The sequence below is a fragment of the Paenibacillus sp. CCS19 genome, assembly GCF_033239625.1.
Classification (GTDB): domain Bacteria; phylum Bacillota; class Bacilli; order Paenibacillales; family Paenibacillaceae; genus Paenibacillus_T.
The window spans coordinates 125,708-143,114 of record NZ_BTCK01000002.1 but is presented as its reverse complement, the minus strand read 5'-3'; the positions used below and the strand labels follow the sequence as shown (position 1 = coordinate 143,114).

General features: G+C 52.6%; 9 protein-coding genes. 1 reads left to right on the top strand and 8 read right to left on the bottom strand.

Going from position 1 to position 17,407, the window contains the following annotated elements; all coding sequences use genetic code 11:
- Window positions 1-5: 5 nt before the first annotated feature.
- The 6 genes from SBI19_RS02745 to SBI19_RS02720 form a co-directional block, all read right to left on the bottom strand.
- Window positions 6-944, bottom strand: coding sequence for a carbohydrate ABC transporter permease (locus tag SBI19_RS02745; protein ID WP_317964699.1), 939 nt, complete (start codon window positions 942-944; stop codon window positions 6-8).
- Between the two features lie 735 nt (window positions 945-1,679).
- Entirely contained in the window at window positions 1,680-3,134 is a 1,455-nt protein-coding gene (locus SBI19_RS02740; RefSeq protein ID WP_317964697.1) for a cysteine peptidase family C39 domain-containing protein, read from the bottom strand.
- A gap of 553 nt (window positions 3,135-3,687) precedes the next feature.
- Entirely contained in the window at window positions 3,688-5,040 is a 1,353-nt protein-coding gene (locus SBI19_RS02735; RefSeq protein WP_317964695.1) for an FtsW/RodA/SpoVE family cell cycle protein, read from the bottom strand.
- Window positions 5,037-5,369, bottom strand: a complete 333-nt coding sequence (locus tag SBI19_RS02730) for a PadR family transcriptional regulator (RefSeq protein WP_317964693.1) — start codon at window positions 5,367-5,369, stop codon at window positions 5,037-5,039. Before SBI19_RS02730 ends, SBI19_RS02735 begins: the two co-directional genes overlap by 4 nt.
- A gap of 218 nt (window positions 5,370-5,587) precedes the next feature.
- On the bottom strand, window positions 5,588-7,093 hold the full coding sequence (locus SBI19_RS02725) for a UxaA family hydrolase (protein WP_317964691.1): 1,506 nt from the start codon (window positions 7,091-7,093) through the stop codon (window positions 5,588-5,590).
- A complete protein-coding gene (locus tag SBI19_RS02720) occupies window positions 7,093-8,601 on the bottom strand; it encodes a tagaturonate reductase (RefSeq protein ID WP_317964689.1) in 1,509 nt (502 codons plus the stop codon). Before SBI19_RS02720 ends, SBI19_RS02725 begins: the two co-directional genes overlap by 1 nt.
- 151 nt (window positions 8,602-8,752) lie before the next feature.
- Between SBI19_RS02720 and SBI19_RS02715 the strand changes: the two genes are divergently transcribed.
- Entirely contained in the window at window positions 8,753-9,613 is an 861-nt protein-coding gene (locus SBI19_RS02715) for a helix-turn-helix transcriptional regulator (RefSeq protein ID WP_317964687.1), read from the top strand.
- A 654-nt stretch (window positions 9,614-10,267) separates the two neighbouring features.
- Here SBI19_RS02715 and SBI19_RS02710 read toward each other — a convergent pair.
- Together SBI19_RS02710 and SBI19_RS02705 are read right to left on the bottom strand one after the other, a co-directional pair.
- A complete protein-coding gene (locus tag SBI19_RS02710; RefSeq protein WP_317964685.1) occupies window positions 10,268-17,002 on the bottom strand; it encodes an S-layer homology domain-containing protein in 6,735 nt (2,244 codons plus the stop codon).
- A gap of 178 nt (window positions 17,003-17,180) precedes the next feature.
- Window positions 17,181-17,387 carry a CLC_0170 family protein gene (locus SBI19_RS02705; protein ID WP_317964683.1) on the bottom strand — a complete coding sequence of 69 codons (207 nt, stop codon included), beginning with the start codon at window positions 17,385-17,387 and terminating at the stop codon, window positions 17,181-17,183.
- Window positions 17,388-17,407: the final 20 nt, after the last annotated feature.

Here is a 17,407-nt window from a genome sequence, read left to right as displayed (position 1 = left end):
TGGGATTAATAGTTGACCCATCGTTTCTGCGCGAGCCATTGTCCGAACGTAATGAGCAGCACGAACAGGAACAGGACAGCGGCGATGGAGGAGGCATAACCGACCTTCAGGTTGACGAACGCCGTATCGTACAAATACCAGACCATCAGCGAAGTGGAGCCGATCGGCCCGCCTTGCGTCATAACGGCGATGATGTCGAATACTTTGAACGTAGCGATCACACCTGTAACGAGCAGGAAGAACGATGTCGGCGATAGCAGCGGGAACGTAATGCGGCGGAATTTGGTCCAGCCATCGGCCCCGTCGATGTCGGCCGCTTCATACAGATCCCTCGGAATCGACTGAAGACCGGCAATGTAGATGATCATGTTAAAGCCGATCGAAGTCCAGACGACGATCATCATGATCGAGATGAGCGCATAGTTGGGATCGGCGATCCACATCGGCGGTTTGCTGATGCCGATTGCTTTCAGCATTTCGTTGATCGGGCCATACGATGGCTGGAACAACACCTGCCATACGACCGCAACGGCTACGATGCTCGAGATGTAAGGCATGAAGTAAGCGACTTTAAAGTAGCTCTTCAAGTACACATGACGGTCGATCAGCACCGCCAGCACCATCGAGATGATCATATAGATCGGCACGGTCAGCAGGAACAGGAAGTTGTTGCGAACCGAGCGGAGGAATTGGTCATCGTGGAGCAGCTTCTTGAAGTTGCCGATGCCGACCCAGTCGATCCCATCCCAGCCCTGTACAAAATTCCAATCGGCGAAGCTCAGCACGATCGTAGCTATAATCGGCAGCAGGACGAGCACGCACACGCCGATCAGCATCGGACTGACGAACAGCCAGCCGGACAGGTTCTCGCCGCTGGACAGCGACCATCCTTTCTTGCGCCTCTCAAGCCCACCCTTCACGGCAACCTGGGTTGGAGTCTCCATAACGAACACCTCGAATTCAATTGAGTAAGTTGATTTCATTATAGGGAACGGGCGGGTATGCCCGATGACGGTATTTTGATCTCTTATGCGACAAATTTGACTTGTTGCTGGGGAGATGGCGGAGAGGGTGGGAATGGAAGAGGGCAGCAGAAAAAAAACTCTCCCGATGGGGAGAGCTCATAATGTGGAGTTACTGTAATCCGTGCGCTACCTTCTGCTCAATCGCCGCACTCGTCCAACGCTGAACTCTTTTTTCGCTAACGGACTATAGTGACGCTATTGGTTCTTTGATAGTCGATCCGTCACACAACGGACTTAGCGGTCGCTATTTGGCACTGCGTCGGCTCAAATCGTCGATTCGCTGCCTAATAGCGTCGTCTGAGTCCATTAGCGCCCCGATGGTTCATTTTACACACAATAGCGACTCTCTGGTCCTTTAGCAATCCACTACGGCTTCTTCGCGACTCGTATGCTAATACTCAACCTGACCTGTACTCGCTAATGAACTGTAGTAACGCTATTTGTTCTCCAGAGGTAAGTCAGTCGTGTAACGAACTGAGCCAACGCTATTCGTCACTGGAACGTCTCGTAAATGTGATTTGCCGCTCAATAGCGCCAACTGAGTTCTTTAGCGCTTCAGTTGGTGCATTTTCGAACAAATAGCGTCTCTGAGGTTCCTTGGCATCATCTACATGATCCGTATCGTCTGGATGCGTACATTTCACTTTAATCAATCTACACCAACATGTTCATCGCAATGATATGCATGTTCGTGCAGATAGGCAATTGAATGGAGTCGACAACTTCATCCCCCTCGAAGGACACCGTAACTCGGAACAGATAGGCATCGCTTACGTTCAAGCCTTTATTTTTATTGACCAAGCTCAGCTTCATCTCGATCGATTCGTTATAATTCGGCTGAGTTACGATGTCAGATAGGATAAAAGGGTACCGCTTTTCCGTCCCATCTTGATGAATAACGGTGAGAAACGCACTGCTATCGCCCCATTCGGAGCAGCCCAATATCGCAACTCCCTTGCAGCGTGTCGGCTCGATCGGAATGACCTGCCCCATGCAGGAGATGTTGTCCATTCGATCGCTATCGATCGTGGAGATGTTGAAGGTGCTGGACTCCAGCTGGCCGCTGTTTACATACACATACTCTCCGGTCCCCGTTATATCTGCCTCGCAAGCTGCGGACAGCTCGTAGGAAAACCCCTGATTATTAAGATGTTCGGACAGATCGAGCTGTACGTGCTGCCAATGACCCGTTAGTTCCCCCGCTTTCGCTGCTGTTTCTGTTTCTTTTTCTTGCGATTGACTGCTAGTATCAAGCGATTTGGAGACGATCATATGCGCAAGGTTGTATTCCAATTGAACGATATCTTTCACTTTCGCAATGAAATGATCTTTCAATCGAGGACTGATCATCGAAGTGATGGCCGCTTTGGTCAACGTATTCAGCGCGGCTTCCCAATGGGTAATAATGAGATCCAGCTGATCCGTCATACTCTGGAGAACCAAATGATGTCCTTCATGATCGATATAGTATTGGACGAACTGTTTGAACTTGTGTCGATTCAGAATGATATGGGTTTTGATCACGCGATAGAAATTCGTATGCCAGAAGGTTAAGCCCTCTGAGACTTTGCTCCAAATAAAAGAGAGATCGTCCGTCCAATCGCGTTCCATGTCCGTAACAAACTGCAGCATCCCGTTTTCTTGTAGGAATCGTTCGGCTGATGTATACAGAAGCTCCAGCGGAGCCGGATTGTCGGCAATCGGCAGCAATATCACACTACCGTAACGCCCGTCTGCTGCTTGCTTGATCACTTCGATTGGTACCCATTCATTCTGTTTGCCGAAATAAGGATCGCATATCGTAAAAGTCCGCGCCTGCAAATCCATTCCGGTTATTAAACACGAATGATCATTATGCTCCTTGCCGAACAATTGATCCCACGGATTATAATAGGAATCAAACCTAGCGATAATCGGCAGGTTCTGTTCCAGGTTGATTGCGACCAATTCTATTAATTCATGCTGCTGAAGCCCGTTATGCATGACGATCTGCATCCCGAGCAACTGGTACAAACACTTCGCTTGAGCATCCGACAAGATGAATCGATCCGCGATCTTCTTCTCGCTGTCAGAGGCGTCATAATCGAAAGTCCAAGTTTGTGCAAACATTAATCGGTGATCTCTTCCGACATGTTCAGCAATCGTGGCAATGATGTCGTCCGTGCAGGTCTGAAAACTATTTCGAGGAATTGAAGGGAAACACGGCTTACCATTTAGATTGATCTGCATGATCTTTGCCCCTTTATAACCAACGAATATCCAAACGCTATCAGTATACCAACGAAATATGAATTAAACAATATATTACATAATTAACATAAGTATTAATACTGACTAAAATTTAACTTGGATACTGAGCGTCAAATAATGTCCTTCTCGTTCTTCCACATACACAAAAAACTACAGCTACTCTTCATAGCTGCAGTCTTGTAAACAAAAGTATAGAAGCCAACTTTGCGCTAACGAACGCTAGAGTCGCTATTCGATCAACTGAGAGCAGACTGTCGTATAACGAACTGAGCGAACGCTATTCAATACTTGGATGTGTCAAAATCGAGATTTCCAGCTCAATAGCGTTACCTGAGTTCGTTAGAGATAACATAGGTGCATTTTCAACCAAATAGTGTCTCTGTAGTTCGTTAGCCAAACGATCATCGCTTACTCAGATCGATCGTTGCGTTGGAAGCAACACAGCATATCCAAGCATATCTTTCCGCCGATAGGCACCTAACATCAGTCCAAGCGCCCCCAGCTCGAATATCGTCCAGCTCGACCAATTAACGATCGGCAGCTGAATCCCCAAAATCGGCAACAATCCGATGCACATTAATAACGTCCACACATATTGTACGGCGAATACGGAGGTTAGACCGATAATGATAGTTCTAGCATATCCGTCTCTCACTTGCATGCCCATTCTCGCTATCCGAATGATTAACAATAAAGCGAGCAGTGCCAAAGCTATACCGAACACCCAGCCTAAGCTGTAGACCAAATACGAGAAGGTCATCTCGCTATTAATGCCAATCAATCGTTCGCTTGGTACACCGAAGCCCTGCCCCCACCAGCCTCCGGCATGGATTGCTTCAATGGAACGGTTCAACATGTATGAATTTCGATCTGTAGGGTGGATGAATGCCATGTGCCGCTCCAGTGTAAATAACAGCTTATCTCCCTTCCATATTGGCAGTGCAGTTAGCAGCAAACCGCCCATCGTACCGGCCCCTGCTAGGATCAACTTCCATTTCCCTCTAATAAGCAAGAGAACCGAAATACTGATCAGATAAATAAATAGAGAACCCATCGCAGGCGCCGCGATAAAGAACCCCGACGGCACGATGATATAGATCAGGGTATCCTTCCAGAACTGACGCAACTGCTGTATTTCATTCCCTACAGGCGCGCGGGCCTTCTCCTGATATAGTAAACCTGCAGCGGCCACGATCAATAGATAAGGTGCCGTTGTATAGACATTCCAAGTAAAGCTTGCAAAGGAGAGATATTTCACTCCGTTTATAGCCATGCCATACCGAAAGGTAATGGCCATTAGGAGCAAGGCTCCAACATAAAGAAGGCCCGAATACTTCAGCAGCCTTCGATAATCAACGAAATACAACACACCCATAGCGGCAATGCCGACTGCTGCGAACGTTATTTTGCGGATAATCTGTATTCTGCCTTCATCCATGGCACTGTACAAGGAGAGCAAGGTGATGCCGCCAATGATCATCATACCGACTAATAGAGCGACAACATCCCATGCCAGCTTCGGCCGATGCGCTGCATTAAGCTGCTTCCCTAACACGTTCGGATCGCCCATCTGTTCCACCGCGGCAGCAATCGCTTCTTCCTCCGTCTTCCCTGCGTCCATTCCCTCGATGATGCGCTCCTCGAGATGATTCAGCATCTCCAACCGAATGTCATCATGCACCGCCGATGCCCGGACGTTATTACAGATGCGATCAAGGAATTCCTGAACGAGAGGATGTGTGTTTACATCATGGGACAGGTTCATACGCTACCCTCCCCGACGATTCTAGACACAGTGGAGCTGAACAGCGACCATTCCTGCTGCTTGAGGCCAAGCTCTCGGCGCCCTTGGTCCGTAATCCGGTAATATTTGCGTTTGCGCCCGCCTTCTTCATCCCAATAGGACTCGACAAGCTGCTCCACTTCAAGCGTATGAAGTATCGGGTACAGCGTCCCTTCCTTGAAGGTGAACAGCCCTTCCGACTTCTGCTCGATCAGCTTCGTCATCTCGTAACCGTACAAGGCTTTGCTGTCCAGAAGCTTCAGAATCAGGATAACCGTACTGCCCTTCATCAGTTCTTTGTTGATTTTCATGTTGTTAGGACCCCTCCTTGCCATCGTTTATCTATGTATCGGATATCTAGGTATCAGTATACATAAAAGATGTAGGATTTACAATTAAATCCAAGCAGATATTTTCGCAGGCCAACTGTAAGAAGACCCGTCTCCTGTCCCAACATCATCAGATAGCGAAATAACCCTAACTCTTAAACCGGCAGAGTTAGGGTTAATACAAGTCATCTGTTGTATGCTTACAAGATGACGCCATCCTTGAAGATTGCGATTTCTTTGTAGCCATTCTTCTCGTTATGAGTCACTTTCTCCCCAGATGCGATGGCAATCGTATGCTCCCACAGCTCGTCAGCCAGCTCATCCATGGATGTTCCTTCCAACAGCTTGCCGGCATTGAAATCGATCCAGTTCCGTTTGCGCTGCGCGAGTTCGGAATTCGTTGCGATCTTAACCGTCGGAACGGGCCCGCCGAACGGCGTTCCTCTTCCCGTCGTGAAGAACACGATATGCGCTCCAGCAGCCGTTAGTGCCGTAACCGAAACCAAGTCGTTGCCTGGCGCCTCGAGCAAATTCAATCCATGCTTCTTTGCCCTTGCCCCGTAAGGGAGCACATCGGTAACGACCGCATGGCCGCCCTTCTGCGTACATCCAAGCGACTTCTCCTCAAGCGTGCTGATGCCGCCCGACTTGTTGCCTGGCGAAGGGTTCTCGTAGATCACCTGATTATGCCGAACGTAATACTGCTTGAAATCGTTGATGAGCGAGACGATTTGACCATACACCTCTTCGTCGGATGCTCGATTCATCAGAATGGTCTCCGCGCCGAACATCTCGGGCACTTCTGTCAGGATGGACGTTCCCCCAGCAGCAATTAACCGATCCGATAGTCTGCCGACTAGCGGATTCGCCGTAATGCCCGAGAAGCCGTCAGAACCGCCGCACTTTAACCCGATCTTCAGCTTCGACACAGGGATCGGCTTGGCAGTGAAGGTCTGCGCGTACGCCACTAGCTCGCCGATTAACGCCAGCCCTTCCTCTTGTTCGTCTTCGGTCTCTTGCGATTTCATAAATTTAATCCGCTGCGGATCATAGTCTCCAATGACCGATTTGAACGATTCAATCTGGTTATTCTCGCAGCCGAGTCCTACCACTAATACGCCGGCGGCATTCGGATGATGGACAAGCGATGCCAGCAGCTTCTGCGTATAAACCAAATCATCTCCAAGCTGCGAGCATCCGAATGGATGTGCGAAATGGTAGATGCCGTCCACCTGCCCTGCATATTGACGGTTGCCTTCGCGTGCAAGCAGCTCGCAAGACTTATTGATGCAGCCTACCGTATTGATGATCCAAATCTCATTGCGAATGCCAACCTCGCCGTTAGGCCGCTCATAGCCCATAAACGTACGTCCCGCATCCACCGAAGATGGAGGGGTAGAAGTGTTTAAATCTTCCAGCGGTTCGTATTGATACTCGACAATGCCGTCCAAGCCCGTTCTCAGATTATGCGTATGCACCCATGAACCTGCCGTAATCTCTTCGCGAGCCTTGCCGATCGAATAGCCGAATTTGAGGACATCGCTGCCAGCGGACACTTTGCTCGTCGCAATCTTATGCCCGCGGGCAACATCCTCTGTTAACGTGAGCAATTCTCCGTTCTCCAGTTGCAGCTCTTGTCCTCTCGATAACGAATCGAGTGCGATAATGACTTGATCGTTAGGCGCCAACCGTACCCACTGCTTCATCAGACTTCTCCTCCTTCCGTCTTCGTCCACCATTGACAGATGGCATCAGCCAAGCCCGGCCAATTCGATAGATCTTGCTCCCACAAGGCTTCCAGGGCGAGCAGCTGCTTCACCGTCGTATTCAAATCTTGATCCTGCTGCTCGGCATTCGCCCATATTGCAGCGATCTGTTGCAGCAGCTCGACATTATCTCGGACCACATACCGCTCACCTTGCAAGTTTCGCCCTTCGTATTGACCATTCGCCTGCGAAATCCGATAGTATCGCAGCAATCCCGCCAAGCCAGTCGCGAGCCCAAATGGAATCGTCATGCCGAGCTCGGCATAATGGTTTAAGGTCGGCAGCAAACGCACTTTGAACTTGGACAAGCTGTTCATTGCAATATCTTCTAGCCGATGGCGGATAAACGGGTTAGCGAAACGCTCGAACACCGTATCTGCATACACGCTCATTTCATCCGGTGAATAAGGGATGGCCGGAATAATCTCTTCACGCACCATCGCTCTTACGCGTTGACCAAGTATCGGGTGCTCGATCAGCTCTCGAACATGTCCGACTCCGTGCAAAATCCCGAGTGGAGCCATCCACGTATGGGAGGCGTTAAGGATGCGCACCTTGCGCTGCTGATAAGGCCGCAGATCATTCGTCCAGTGTACGTTCAGACCCGCTTTCTTAAGCGGCAGCAGATCATCCAGCTCTTCTTCCCCTTCGATCGCCCACAGATGATAAGGCTCCGCTGTCGTCAGCATCCGGTCCGAATACGACCATTGTTCGAACCATTCCGCCGCCTGGTCCTCAGCGGGGTATCCGGTCACAATGCGATCGACAAGCGAGTTCAAGAAGCGGCAGCTCGAAGCTATCCATCTTCTAAAATCGTCCGGGTAGCCCCAATCGAGGCTGTATCTCACAATATTGTCCCGCAGCGCGTCGCCATTCCGCTCTAACAGCTCGCATGGCAGGAAGATGATGCCTTTATCCAGTGCGCCTTGAAACTTGATATACCGTTCGTATAACAAGTAAGCCATTTTGCCTGGATAAGAAGCGATCGGACCGTACGTTAAAGGCTCCTTCTTGTAGGCAATCCCTGCTTCGGTCGTATTCGAGATGACGAATCGCAATGTCTCGCAGCCCGCTAGCGCCGTGAATTCCTGCCAGTTCTCATAAGGATCGAATACTTTGGAGAATACCGATACGATATGTTGACGTTCGACCGGCTGTCCGTCTTCCAACCCTCGAACGACTAACGTATACAGTCCATCCTGCGCAGCTAGCTGATCAATGTTATGTTTGCCGGAAGGTCGCGGCTGGGTAACCGCAACGCTGCCTTGGAACAACCCCCGCTCTCTGCTAACCTGCAGCATCCAGTCGGCGAAACCTCTTAAGAAGTTGCCTTCGCCAATCTGCAATACCGTAATCGGGCTTGCAATGACGTCCTCATACTGCCGCTTCTGCTCTTCTGACAACCGATCTGCACGCAGCTGCTGAAGCTTCGTCTCTTTCGTTTCCACCCTTTCATCCCCCTGTACCAAATGTAAAGTAAGCGCCTTCTTACTATCATTCTCATGCATGGAATAGGAAATGAAAATGTCGGTTTTCTATTATTTTGTATCCTATTCTGATATAATGAACCTATATTCATACCGTTAGGAGTTGGACGTTGTGCAGCCCTTTCGCAAACCTTTTTACTTAGACCCGAACTTCCCATTCGAGCTCGTCTACAAGGGCGTTCGATATTCGGATAAAGAGCTGCCGGACCATCTTCACGACATGTATGAGATCGTCTACGTACACGAGGGCAGCGGGATGTTCTTCATCAACGGCTCCTTGTATGAGAAAGGCAAAGACGATCTGTTCATCATTCCAGGCAACACGCTGCATCGCGCCTATCCGTCCGAGCATGATCCGATTGTCTCGACCGCTATTTTCTTCGCCCCTTCGCTTATCCAGAACGACTCGCTGGACGACGGCTATGATCCGCTTCGATGCTTCAATATAGCGCGAAGAAAGAAGCAGTATAAGATTGAACTCTCCGATCCCCTGCGGCAGACGATCGAAGCTGTCATTCATACGATGGCAGGCGAACTGAAAGCGCAAGAATATGGGTACCGCCATGCGCTGCAGCTGCAGTTGCAGCGGCTCCTGCTGGACTTGAGCCGTCATCCTTTTATAAAGGAATCTTCTGCGGCCGTATCGGGATTTGTCCCCCAGTGGATTCACAACGCCCTTCGTGACATCGATCATGATCCTGTACGCTGCGGCGGGCTCGCCGAGCTATCCGAGAAGGCCAAGATCAGTCCCGGTCACTTCTCCAGAGTGTTTAAGCAAATAACGGGCATGAACGTCATCGAATACGTAAATGCCAAACGGATCATCATTGCCAAAGAGCTGCTCTTAACGACCGATGATAATGTCGAGACGATTGCTCTGGCTTGCGGCTTCCAAGGGATGCGGCACTTCTATGATGCGTTCAAGAAAATTACAGGACTAACCCCGCGGGCTTATCGTATCCAAGGGAAGTAATCAGTTGCAGCTGCACAAAAGGGCATCTTGGAGAAATCCAAGATGCCCTCTCTATTAGCAAGCCTAACGCCTAACGGTTGCCGCAGTCGTTATTCCGCGAGAATCGGCTGTATCATGCGCCTAACGTTTGCCAGCGAGGCTATTCGTGTTAATTGGACCGATTGATAGGCACATTCGAGCTAATAAGCGCCGGCACAACCTTTACAGCGTGGAATGGTGCATTTTGAGCCAAATAAGCCTTTCTGCAACCGTCCCTCGAATATAAGGGATTTTCTCCAGAGTGCGCAACCATTCGCAGGTTTTCAATACTCATTTGCAAGTGGAGGGCCCTCTCGATAACCTACCAAAGCGTTCACGCTAATGGATTCATTGTAACAAAAAGAGCCGGGCATCCTATTCGGATGCCCGGCTCAGAGTGTCGAGAAAGTCCAACGGACTTTTCGACACTTTTATTTTTATATGGTGGCTCTCATCTCGTGAATGAAAAATCGATTAAAAACGATCTGAGAGCAACTTTTTGAATAAAAAATCCGAGTAATTCGCAGCCCTCTAAAAAACAGGGGGTTTCTCTACAGCCTGAGCCGGGCATCCTATTCGGATGCCCGGCTGCCCAAGAAAGTACTAGCTTTAAATAGAATCGATCGTTCAGGGTTGCTAATCTATTAGCCCTGCCGATTGAAGAAGCCGGCCAATGACGACGGCCGCTTCCGCGCGAGTTGCGAGATTCTGAGGCGCAAACTCGCCGGAAGGGTTGCCCTGCATGATGCCCTGTTGCACCGTCAACGCGACAGCATCTGCCGCCCAGCTGTGAATCTTCGAAGCGTCCGTAAAGCTGGATGGCGCTGCCTCTGTAACTTCACTCGATTGCTCGCCTTTCACGATCGCGATCGCCTTGGCAAGCATGACCGCCATCTGCTCGCGCGTTATCGAATCGCCTGGATGGAACTTGCCGTCCGTCATCCCTTGCACAAGTCCGAACTGCGAAGCCGTGCGGACGTCTTGCGCGTACCATGCGTTCGCGGCTATATCCGAGAAGCTCGCGCCGCCGGATTGCTCCCGCAAGCCAAGCGCGCGGACAAGCAGCGCGGCGAATTCCGCTCTTGTAATAGAGCGATTAGGCGCGAAGGAGGAGGCTGAAACGCCTTTGACGATCAATTTGGATGCGAGCGGCTCGATCCAGTCTTTCGCCCAGTGCGCCGATACATCCTCGAAGGTAACAGGGTGAACCGCCACGCCGTAGATGCTGTTGCCCATGCTCATGATCGTCATCGTCGTCTTGCCGCCGGACGACGCGAAGGTTGCCGGCACGTATTGGAATGCGCCTGCCGCTTCATTGTAGACGAGTGCCGTTGCCGTCTTCGGATCAAGCGTGCCGTCTATCACAAGCATACGCGTGACATAAGTGCTGCCGAAGCTGGAAATAGCTGTCGTCTTGCCATTCGCTTGGAGCGTGATGCCGAAGTCGACCAGCGCTCCCTTGAGATCGAGACCTTGCTTCTTCGCCTGCTCTGCCAGCTTCTTCGCTGCCGCTTCATCAAGCGGTTTGACGACGAATGTAATGACTGCGTCCGAAGGAACGGGTTTTCCTTTCAATAGCTCTGCAAGGATAGACAGTGGCAGCTTGTAGGATATGTCGCCGTTCTGAACGATGATCGTACCGTCAGGATGGGCTAATATCGCGGCTTGAAGCCCTTTCACGGTAAACGACGCTTGACCCGCTGCATGCGATGAACCAACGTCGAACGTAATCGTGCCGCCTGTCATCTCCGCTAGTCTTGCATCGTTGTCAGCCGCGCTGCCGCTGGCAACGACACCTTCCGAGCCTCCTTCGCCCGTCGATCCTGTACCGCCGTTGCCTCCTGGACTGATGACGCCTCCGCCATTGCCGCTATTCGTCGAAGGTGCAACAGCGACTGAATAAGCACGAACCGCTCCATTGTAAGTAACCGTAACAATCGCTTCGCCTGCCGCAAGCCCTACAATCGCTTTACCGCTGCCCGCTATTACAGCCGCATTCGAGCCGTTGCTGATGGTTAGCTGCGCCTGCGTCGTTACATCGTTGCCGCTGCTATTGAATACTTGAACCGGCAGTGCGGTGCCAGCCGTCAGGCTGAAGCGTCCCGTCGTACCATCAGCCGCCTTCACCGAGAACGGCTTCACCATCGAAGCGAAGCCTTCATTCACTTCTTGCAGCTGGAAGCTGGACGAGTTGTTCGCCACGTCCGCGATTCGGCTGTTGCGGACGATGACATTGTCGATTGTCAGCTTGCCTCGAACGCTGCTGGCGACGTCGACGCCTTTGGTGCCGACCCCATCGATGACCAAGTTCTCCAACGTAACGTTATCAACGCCGTAAATCCCTTGTACCGTCAGGCCCAAATACGTGCTGTCGAGCGCGACGTTGTTCCGAATCATAACTTTGCCGTTCAAGTCCTTCTCGCTCGCGAATACCCAGATCGCACCGAGATCAGTCAGATACCCCGTATCATAGCTGCCAGTGCGGATGAGCGTATTGCGTTCCACGATCGTCGTGCCGGCGAAAGGAACCGGGTTGAACCGCGTCGATACCGCGATGCCCGCACCGTTCGTAATCGTATCCTTCGCGATGTTGTCTTGAATCTTATTGTCCGTTCCGCCGAAGACGACGATGTTGTCCGCCAGCCATGGCAGCGCAACCGTATTGAAACGCGCGGTGTTGTTGATGCTGGCGCGTCCTTCTGCGGACCACATCGCGATGCCGTCATCGCCCGGATAACGAATGTCGGTCTGCTCCATCATGCTGTTGCTTGTGCCGACGCAGAAGTTGATGCCGTCCGCCATCAGGTTGCGAATACGCAGACCAACCATATAGAGGCCATCTGTGTAGTCGTCGCTGTCCTTCAGCTTCGTGAGCCACAAGCCTGTCTTGGAATGTTCGATCCATACGTTCTGGATGACGGAACCTGGACCGAATGCACCTTCAAAAGCATGCGTATGCGCTTCGTCGTCGCGAATGTTGAGATCACCGTCAATGAGCAAATCGTACACCTCAATATCACTGCCCTTGCCCATGAATCGGGCGCCCGTCAATTGGGTGTACCACATGCCTGCTCCGCGAATCGTGACATGACTTCCGAGCAAGATCTGATCGCCGCGAAGCTCGAATTCGCCTTCCGGAATCCATAGGCCATTGCCGTCCTTCTGCGCCGCTGCAAGTGCCTCTTGGAAAGCCGACGTATCGTCCGCGCCGTCATTCGGCACCGCGCCGTAGTCGGCTAGCGATACGAAGCCGTCCGGCATTGCAAGCGGTGCCGCCACTTGTTCCAGCTCCGCAAGGTCGATGACGTAATAGTCTGCGGCGCTGTCGGCATCCTTCTCCAGTCGGATCGTCGCGCCAGCCGGCACATCCCCGATCAGCGCATGCGCCTCATCGAAGAATCGGTGAGCGCCGCCTTGGTTCGGATCGTTGGACCAAGGATAGCTGCCGTACTCCCAAGCATGGTTGGAGTTCAGACTCAGCTTCTGGCGGAATTCGCCGTTCACGTACAAGCCGAGCGTTGCATCCATTCCCGTACCCGTGCTGCTGTCCGGCATCGAGAACCGAACGACGATCGAATTGATTGCTTGCGTCGTCGTGAATTCCACATACTGTCCGGTTGCGTCCAGGCGGACTGCTTCACGGCCAGATGCCTCCGACGCGACATCCTTGTAAGCGCGGGAAGGTCCGAGCTTCGTCCCATTCGTCACGCCATTCTCGGCTTCATAAGTGATGTAAGGCACCGTTGCGCCTCGGTCATTCGGCGCCGTGCTGTTCTTCACGGTCAGCGAATCGATCAGCGCATTGCCGCTGCTGCTGTCGGCATCGAATTGTACGGTGACATTGTTAATTCCTGCACGCAGCTCAAGATTCAAGACAGCGTACGTCCAGTCCGCCGAAGCTGGCAGCGTGATCGGCTGCGACAACAGACCGTTCACGTAAACGTTCAACTTGGCATTCGCACCGCTTGCCTTGTAGCGAAGCGCTGCCTGATACGCATCTGCTTCTGGTGCGTTGATGGCGAACGCCAGCTTCGCGCCTCCCACCGATAAACCTTCAACATAACTCGTTCCTGTAAAACCTGAAGTCGATTGCGACAGCTGGACGCCTCCGCCTAAGAAAGCATTCTCTGCTTCATAAGCAATGTCTGCGCGAACCAGCTGGAATACCCATCGAGCATCGTCAAGGTCAGCATTCGCCTCCGCCCCCGCATCGCCGCTTGTATGCGTCAGAACTGGATTTCCTTCGATAGCGCTGCGAATCGTCCTATAACCGACCGTCTCATCGATCGTCCATTGCGTGTTTACATCGACAGCGTTACTGAAGGCTGTAACAGCCAGCGAACCGTTATCACCAAGCGACAGCAGATGTCCGCTCGCCGTGTTCTGCAGCAATTGGCGGCCGTTGTAGTCATACGTGCGCCATTGCGTACCCGCACCAGAGCCGTCCTCGCTCAGCGAGATTGCACCGTTCGTTTCGCTCAAGTAACGCGCAGCGGTCGAACCCGCCGCCGGAACGGCAATGTGCACGATATTGCGCGACGGGAGCGCCGGCGTACTCGTCGCATCATTGCGAGCAGCGTCGACGGACGGCGCGTCGTAGTCGTCAGGCGCCGTTTCGAAGTGCCATTGCAGCGAGCCGAAGTTGGACGGATACAATCCGCGCTCGGCGTAGCCGGCACTATTTTGCACATTCATATACTCGTCGTCGTAGCTTCCGTTCAGGCTCCGAATGAGGGCGTTCGCTCCGTCGGCCGTCGGTTCGATCGCCCATAAGGTCGACGAATCCGCGCTGCTAGAAGCAGGTACGGCCTCGATGTAACGGTAATCGGCGCTCATCGCCATCACATGACCCGTTACGCGGTTCACCAGACGCGTGCTGCCGTCTTGCAATTGCGCGAGCTGCCAATGCGAGTAGCCGTTGGACGCGTCCACATTGCCGTAGAGCACAACGCCGCCTTGGTTTTCGTACAGCACCTGCTGATTGAACACGTTGCGGATGCGGACATAACCGGTCGGAACCGGCGGCGATGCCGGCGTAACCGGAACTGCGCTGAACAACGCCGAGTCGGCTATCGTACCGTCACCCGCCTTCACCGTCTTGCTCACTTTCGCGACGCTGTCCGGATCGGCAGCCTTAATATAATGCTGGGCCCAAGCGCTGCGCAGGGCGATGTAGCCCGCTTCCTGCGTCGTATCCATGAACCACTTCGCGCTTCCCCACGTCGGGTAGATCGTTTCGAGAGTCTGCAGCGGCTGCGGCGGGTCGTCGAGTGAAACGTCGGCGCCGACGTTTTCCATCGCTGCATAGTGGCCCGTCGCCGTATTTTTCAACCGGATCGCATTGTCGCCTGCATCCTCGATGAACCAAACGGAAGAATCATCCGAAGCATCGCGGTCGCCGTATTTCACCGCGCCCTGCGTCGGATCGCTCGCTGACACTTCTTCATACAGCGATTGGCCCGCCTTGTTCACGAGACGAATGTTCGTCGGCCGGTCGTCCACGACGTTGATGAACTTCCACTTCGGACTGCCCCAGTTGCGGTTAATGACCGCGTACTCGGCATATTTGGTCAAGTTCTGCAGGTTGATCAGACGGTCTGTCTCCCCGCCGGAGCTCGGATCGTTCACGCTGTGAATGAGCTTGGAGCCCCCGCTCACCGTCTCGATGATCCAGATCGCGCTCCGCCAGTCGTCCTGGACATCGGTCACTTGAATATGGCCGTCCTTCATCGACTGCAGGTTGATGTAGTGCCCCGTCGCACGGTTCTTGATCCGTTTGCGGCCGCTGAACTTCTCGACCACCCATTGGTCGCGTTGATCCAAGCGGGCATTGCCGTATTTCAAATTACCCTGCATATCTTCGTACAGCACGAACGGCTGCCATTCATTCTGAATGCGAATGTACTGCACCGAGCCATCGGTCTTGACCGCCGGATCCTCGAGCAGCCACTGCGCGCCATCCGAATTCGGATCGACTGCGCTCGCACGTGCCGTATCGACGGACGCATCGACGTTCAAATAACCGCCGGCTGCGCTTCCGATCGAGACATAGTCGTCGTATTGCAGCGACGCTGCGATCTGCCATTGTCCACTCGAAGCAGAGGCGGCCGCGCTATCTCCCGTCGCGAGCGGATCGCCAGCTAGTGCGTAATGGCCCGTCTCCGCATTGCGAATCCGCTTCGTGCCGTTATAGTCTTCGACATACCATTGATAGTTGAGGTTGTCGGCGTTAGCCGCGCCCAGCGCGCCATGCTTCACGACGCCGCCTTCCTCATACAGATAATCCGTACCCACAATGCTCGTTGTAAAATTAACGATCCTCACAGGCTTCGTATCGGCAGCAGGAACGATCCGCCAATGCGCATTCGCAAGCTTGGCATTGGACCAGTCGTTCGAACGCGCATAGCTGTCGGTCGGGAACTGCGTATTCAATACGTAAGCGCCGTTGAATGCACTCGCGATCGTCACATAGCCGGCAACCGGCGTATCCGCCAGGTTGACGGAAGGCGTCATGCTCCACTCCAGCTTCAGCGGATCGGAAGAATCGCCCAGCTCGATCGCGCGCCAATAATCACCCCCGTCGAACTGGACGATATATTGTCCCGTCGCACGGTTTTTCAGCAGATAGTTCCCCTTGCTGCCCGGCTCCACATACCATTGCGAGCTAGGATCATTGGCATCCACCTTGCCGAATGCCACGACGTCCGCTGCGCGGTCCTTGTCTGGATTCTTCTTCACGTACAGCGCTTGTCCGGCCCTCTCCTCGTTAATGATCCGAACCGGCTCCACAGCTGCGACCTGCTCCAGCTTCCACTGCGGACTCTCGAACGTCACGTTGATGTCGCTGCTCGCTTCCGCATACCCCAGTTGATCCTCTTCGTGGATAACGAGGTTGACCGAAGAATCGACCGTCGCGCTCTTGATCAGCACGTAGCCGGGGCGGCTTGCCTCCTCGATATACCATTGATCGCTGGCCGTGGTCGCTGCAGTATCGCGGCTCGTCAGCGCGTCTCTTCGCTTCGCAACCTCGGCAATCGTCAGATAATGTCCCGTCTTGCGGTTCTGAATCCGCTTCTTGCCGTTCTCATCGACGATTCGCCACTGCGATGATTGGTCGCTAACTGCCGTAAAACCGTATCGAACGATGCCATCGGATGATTCGTACAAATAGTTGCTCTGCCATTTGTTCTTAATGCGAACGAACTCGGTTTGCCCCGATCCTGAAGGCGAAGCCAATGCAGCAATCGCCGCACCACCATCGCTGCCCGTCGCCGAGTCATCTGTCGTGCTGCTCTCCGCATATGCCGTCAGTGAACCTAACAGCAGCATCACCGCCATCAGACAAGCCAGCCATGTCCTGAATCGTGCCATGAAGAATAGACCTCCCCAATATTTGGATTCGATTGGTTCGAACCTATCATAGTGAGAAATCGCTTTCACAGCGATGTGTATTCTTCTAGGATGTAGTCGTTTTATTACGCAGTTGCGCATTGCAGGAACAAAAGAAAACCAGCCTCAAAGAGGCTGGTCACGGACAAGTCAAACATCATCAGAACAACACTACCTTCAACACATAGAAAGAACAGGCGAGCACGATATTCGTTACGCCGAGGACCGTCGAGAACTTTTGTTCTTTGGTCATCTTGTTCTTCTTGAGCTGCACACGATCTACGCGAAGAATCATGAACCCGGAGAAGAGGAGCAGAGGGATCGCATAGCCGATAAAATTAACCGTATAGCCAACTAGTAGATTCACAACGCTCCCCCTTGCTGCTG

What these genes read in the sequence shown, in the direction of transcription:
- SBI19_RS02745 (WP_317964699.1), bottom strand. Translation starts at nt 944, where the DNA reads ATGGAGACTCCAACCCAGGTTGCCGTGAAGGGTGGGCTTGAGAGGCGC.
- SBI19_RS02740 (WP_317964697.1), bottom strand. Translation starts at nt 3,134, where the DNA reads ATGTTTGCACAAACTTGGACTTTCGATTATGACGCCTCTGACAGCGAG.
- SBI19_RS02735 (WP_317964695.1), bottom strand. Translation starts at nt 5,040, where the DNA reads ATGAACCTGTCCCATGATGTAAACACACATCCTCTCGTTCAGGAATTC.
- SBI19_RS02730 (WP_317964693.1), bottom strand. Translation starts at nt 5,369, where the DNA reads ATGAAAATCAACAAAGAACTGATGAAGGGCAGTACGGTTATCCTGATT.
- SBI19_RS02725 (WP_317964691.1), bottom strand. Translation starts at nt 7,093, where the DNA reads ATGAAGCAGTGGGTACGGTTGGCGCCTAACGATCAAGTCATTATCGCA.
- SBI19_RS02710 (WP_317964685.1), bottom strand. Translation starts at nt 17,002, where the DNA reads ATGGCACGATTCAGGACATGGCTGGCTTGTCTGATGGCGGTGATGCTG.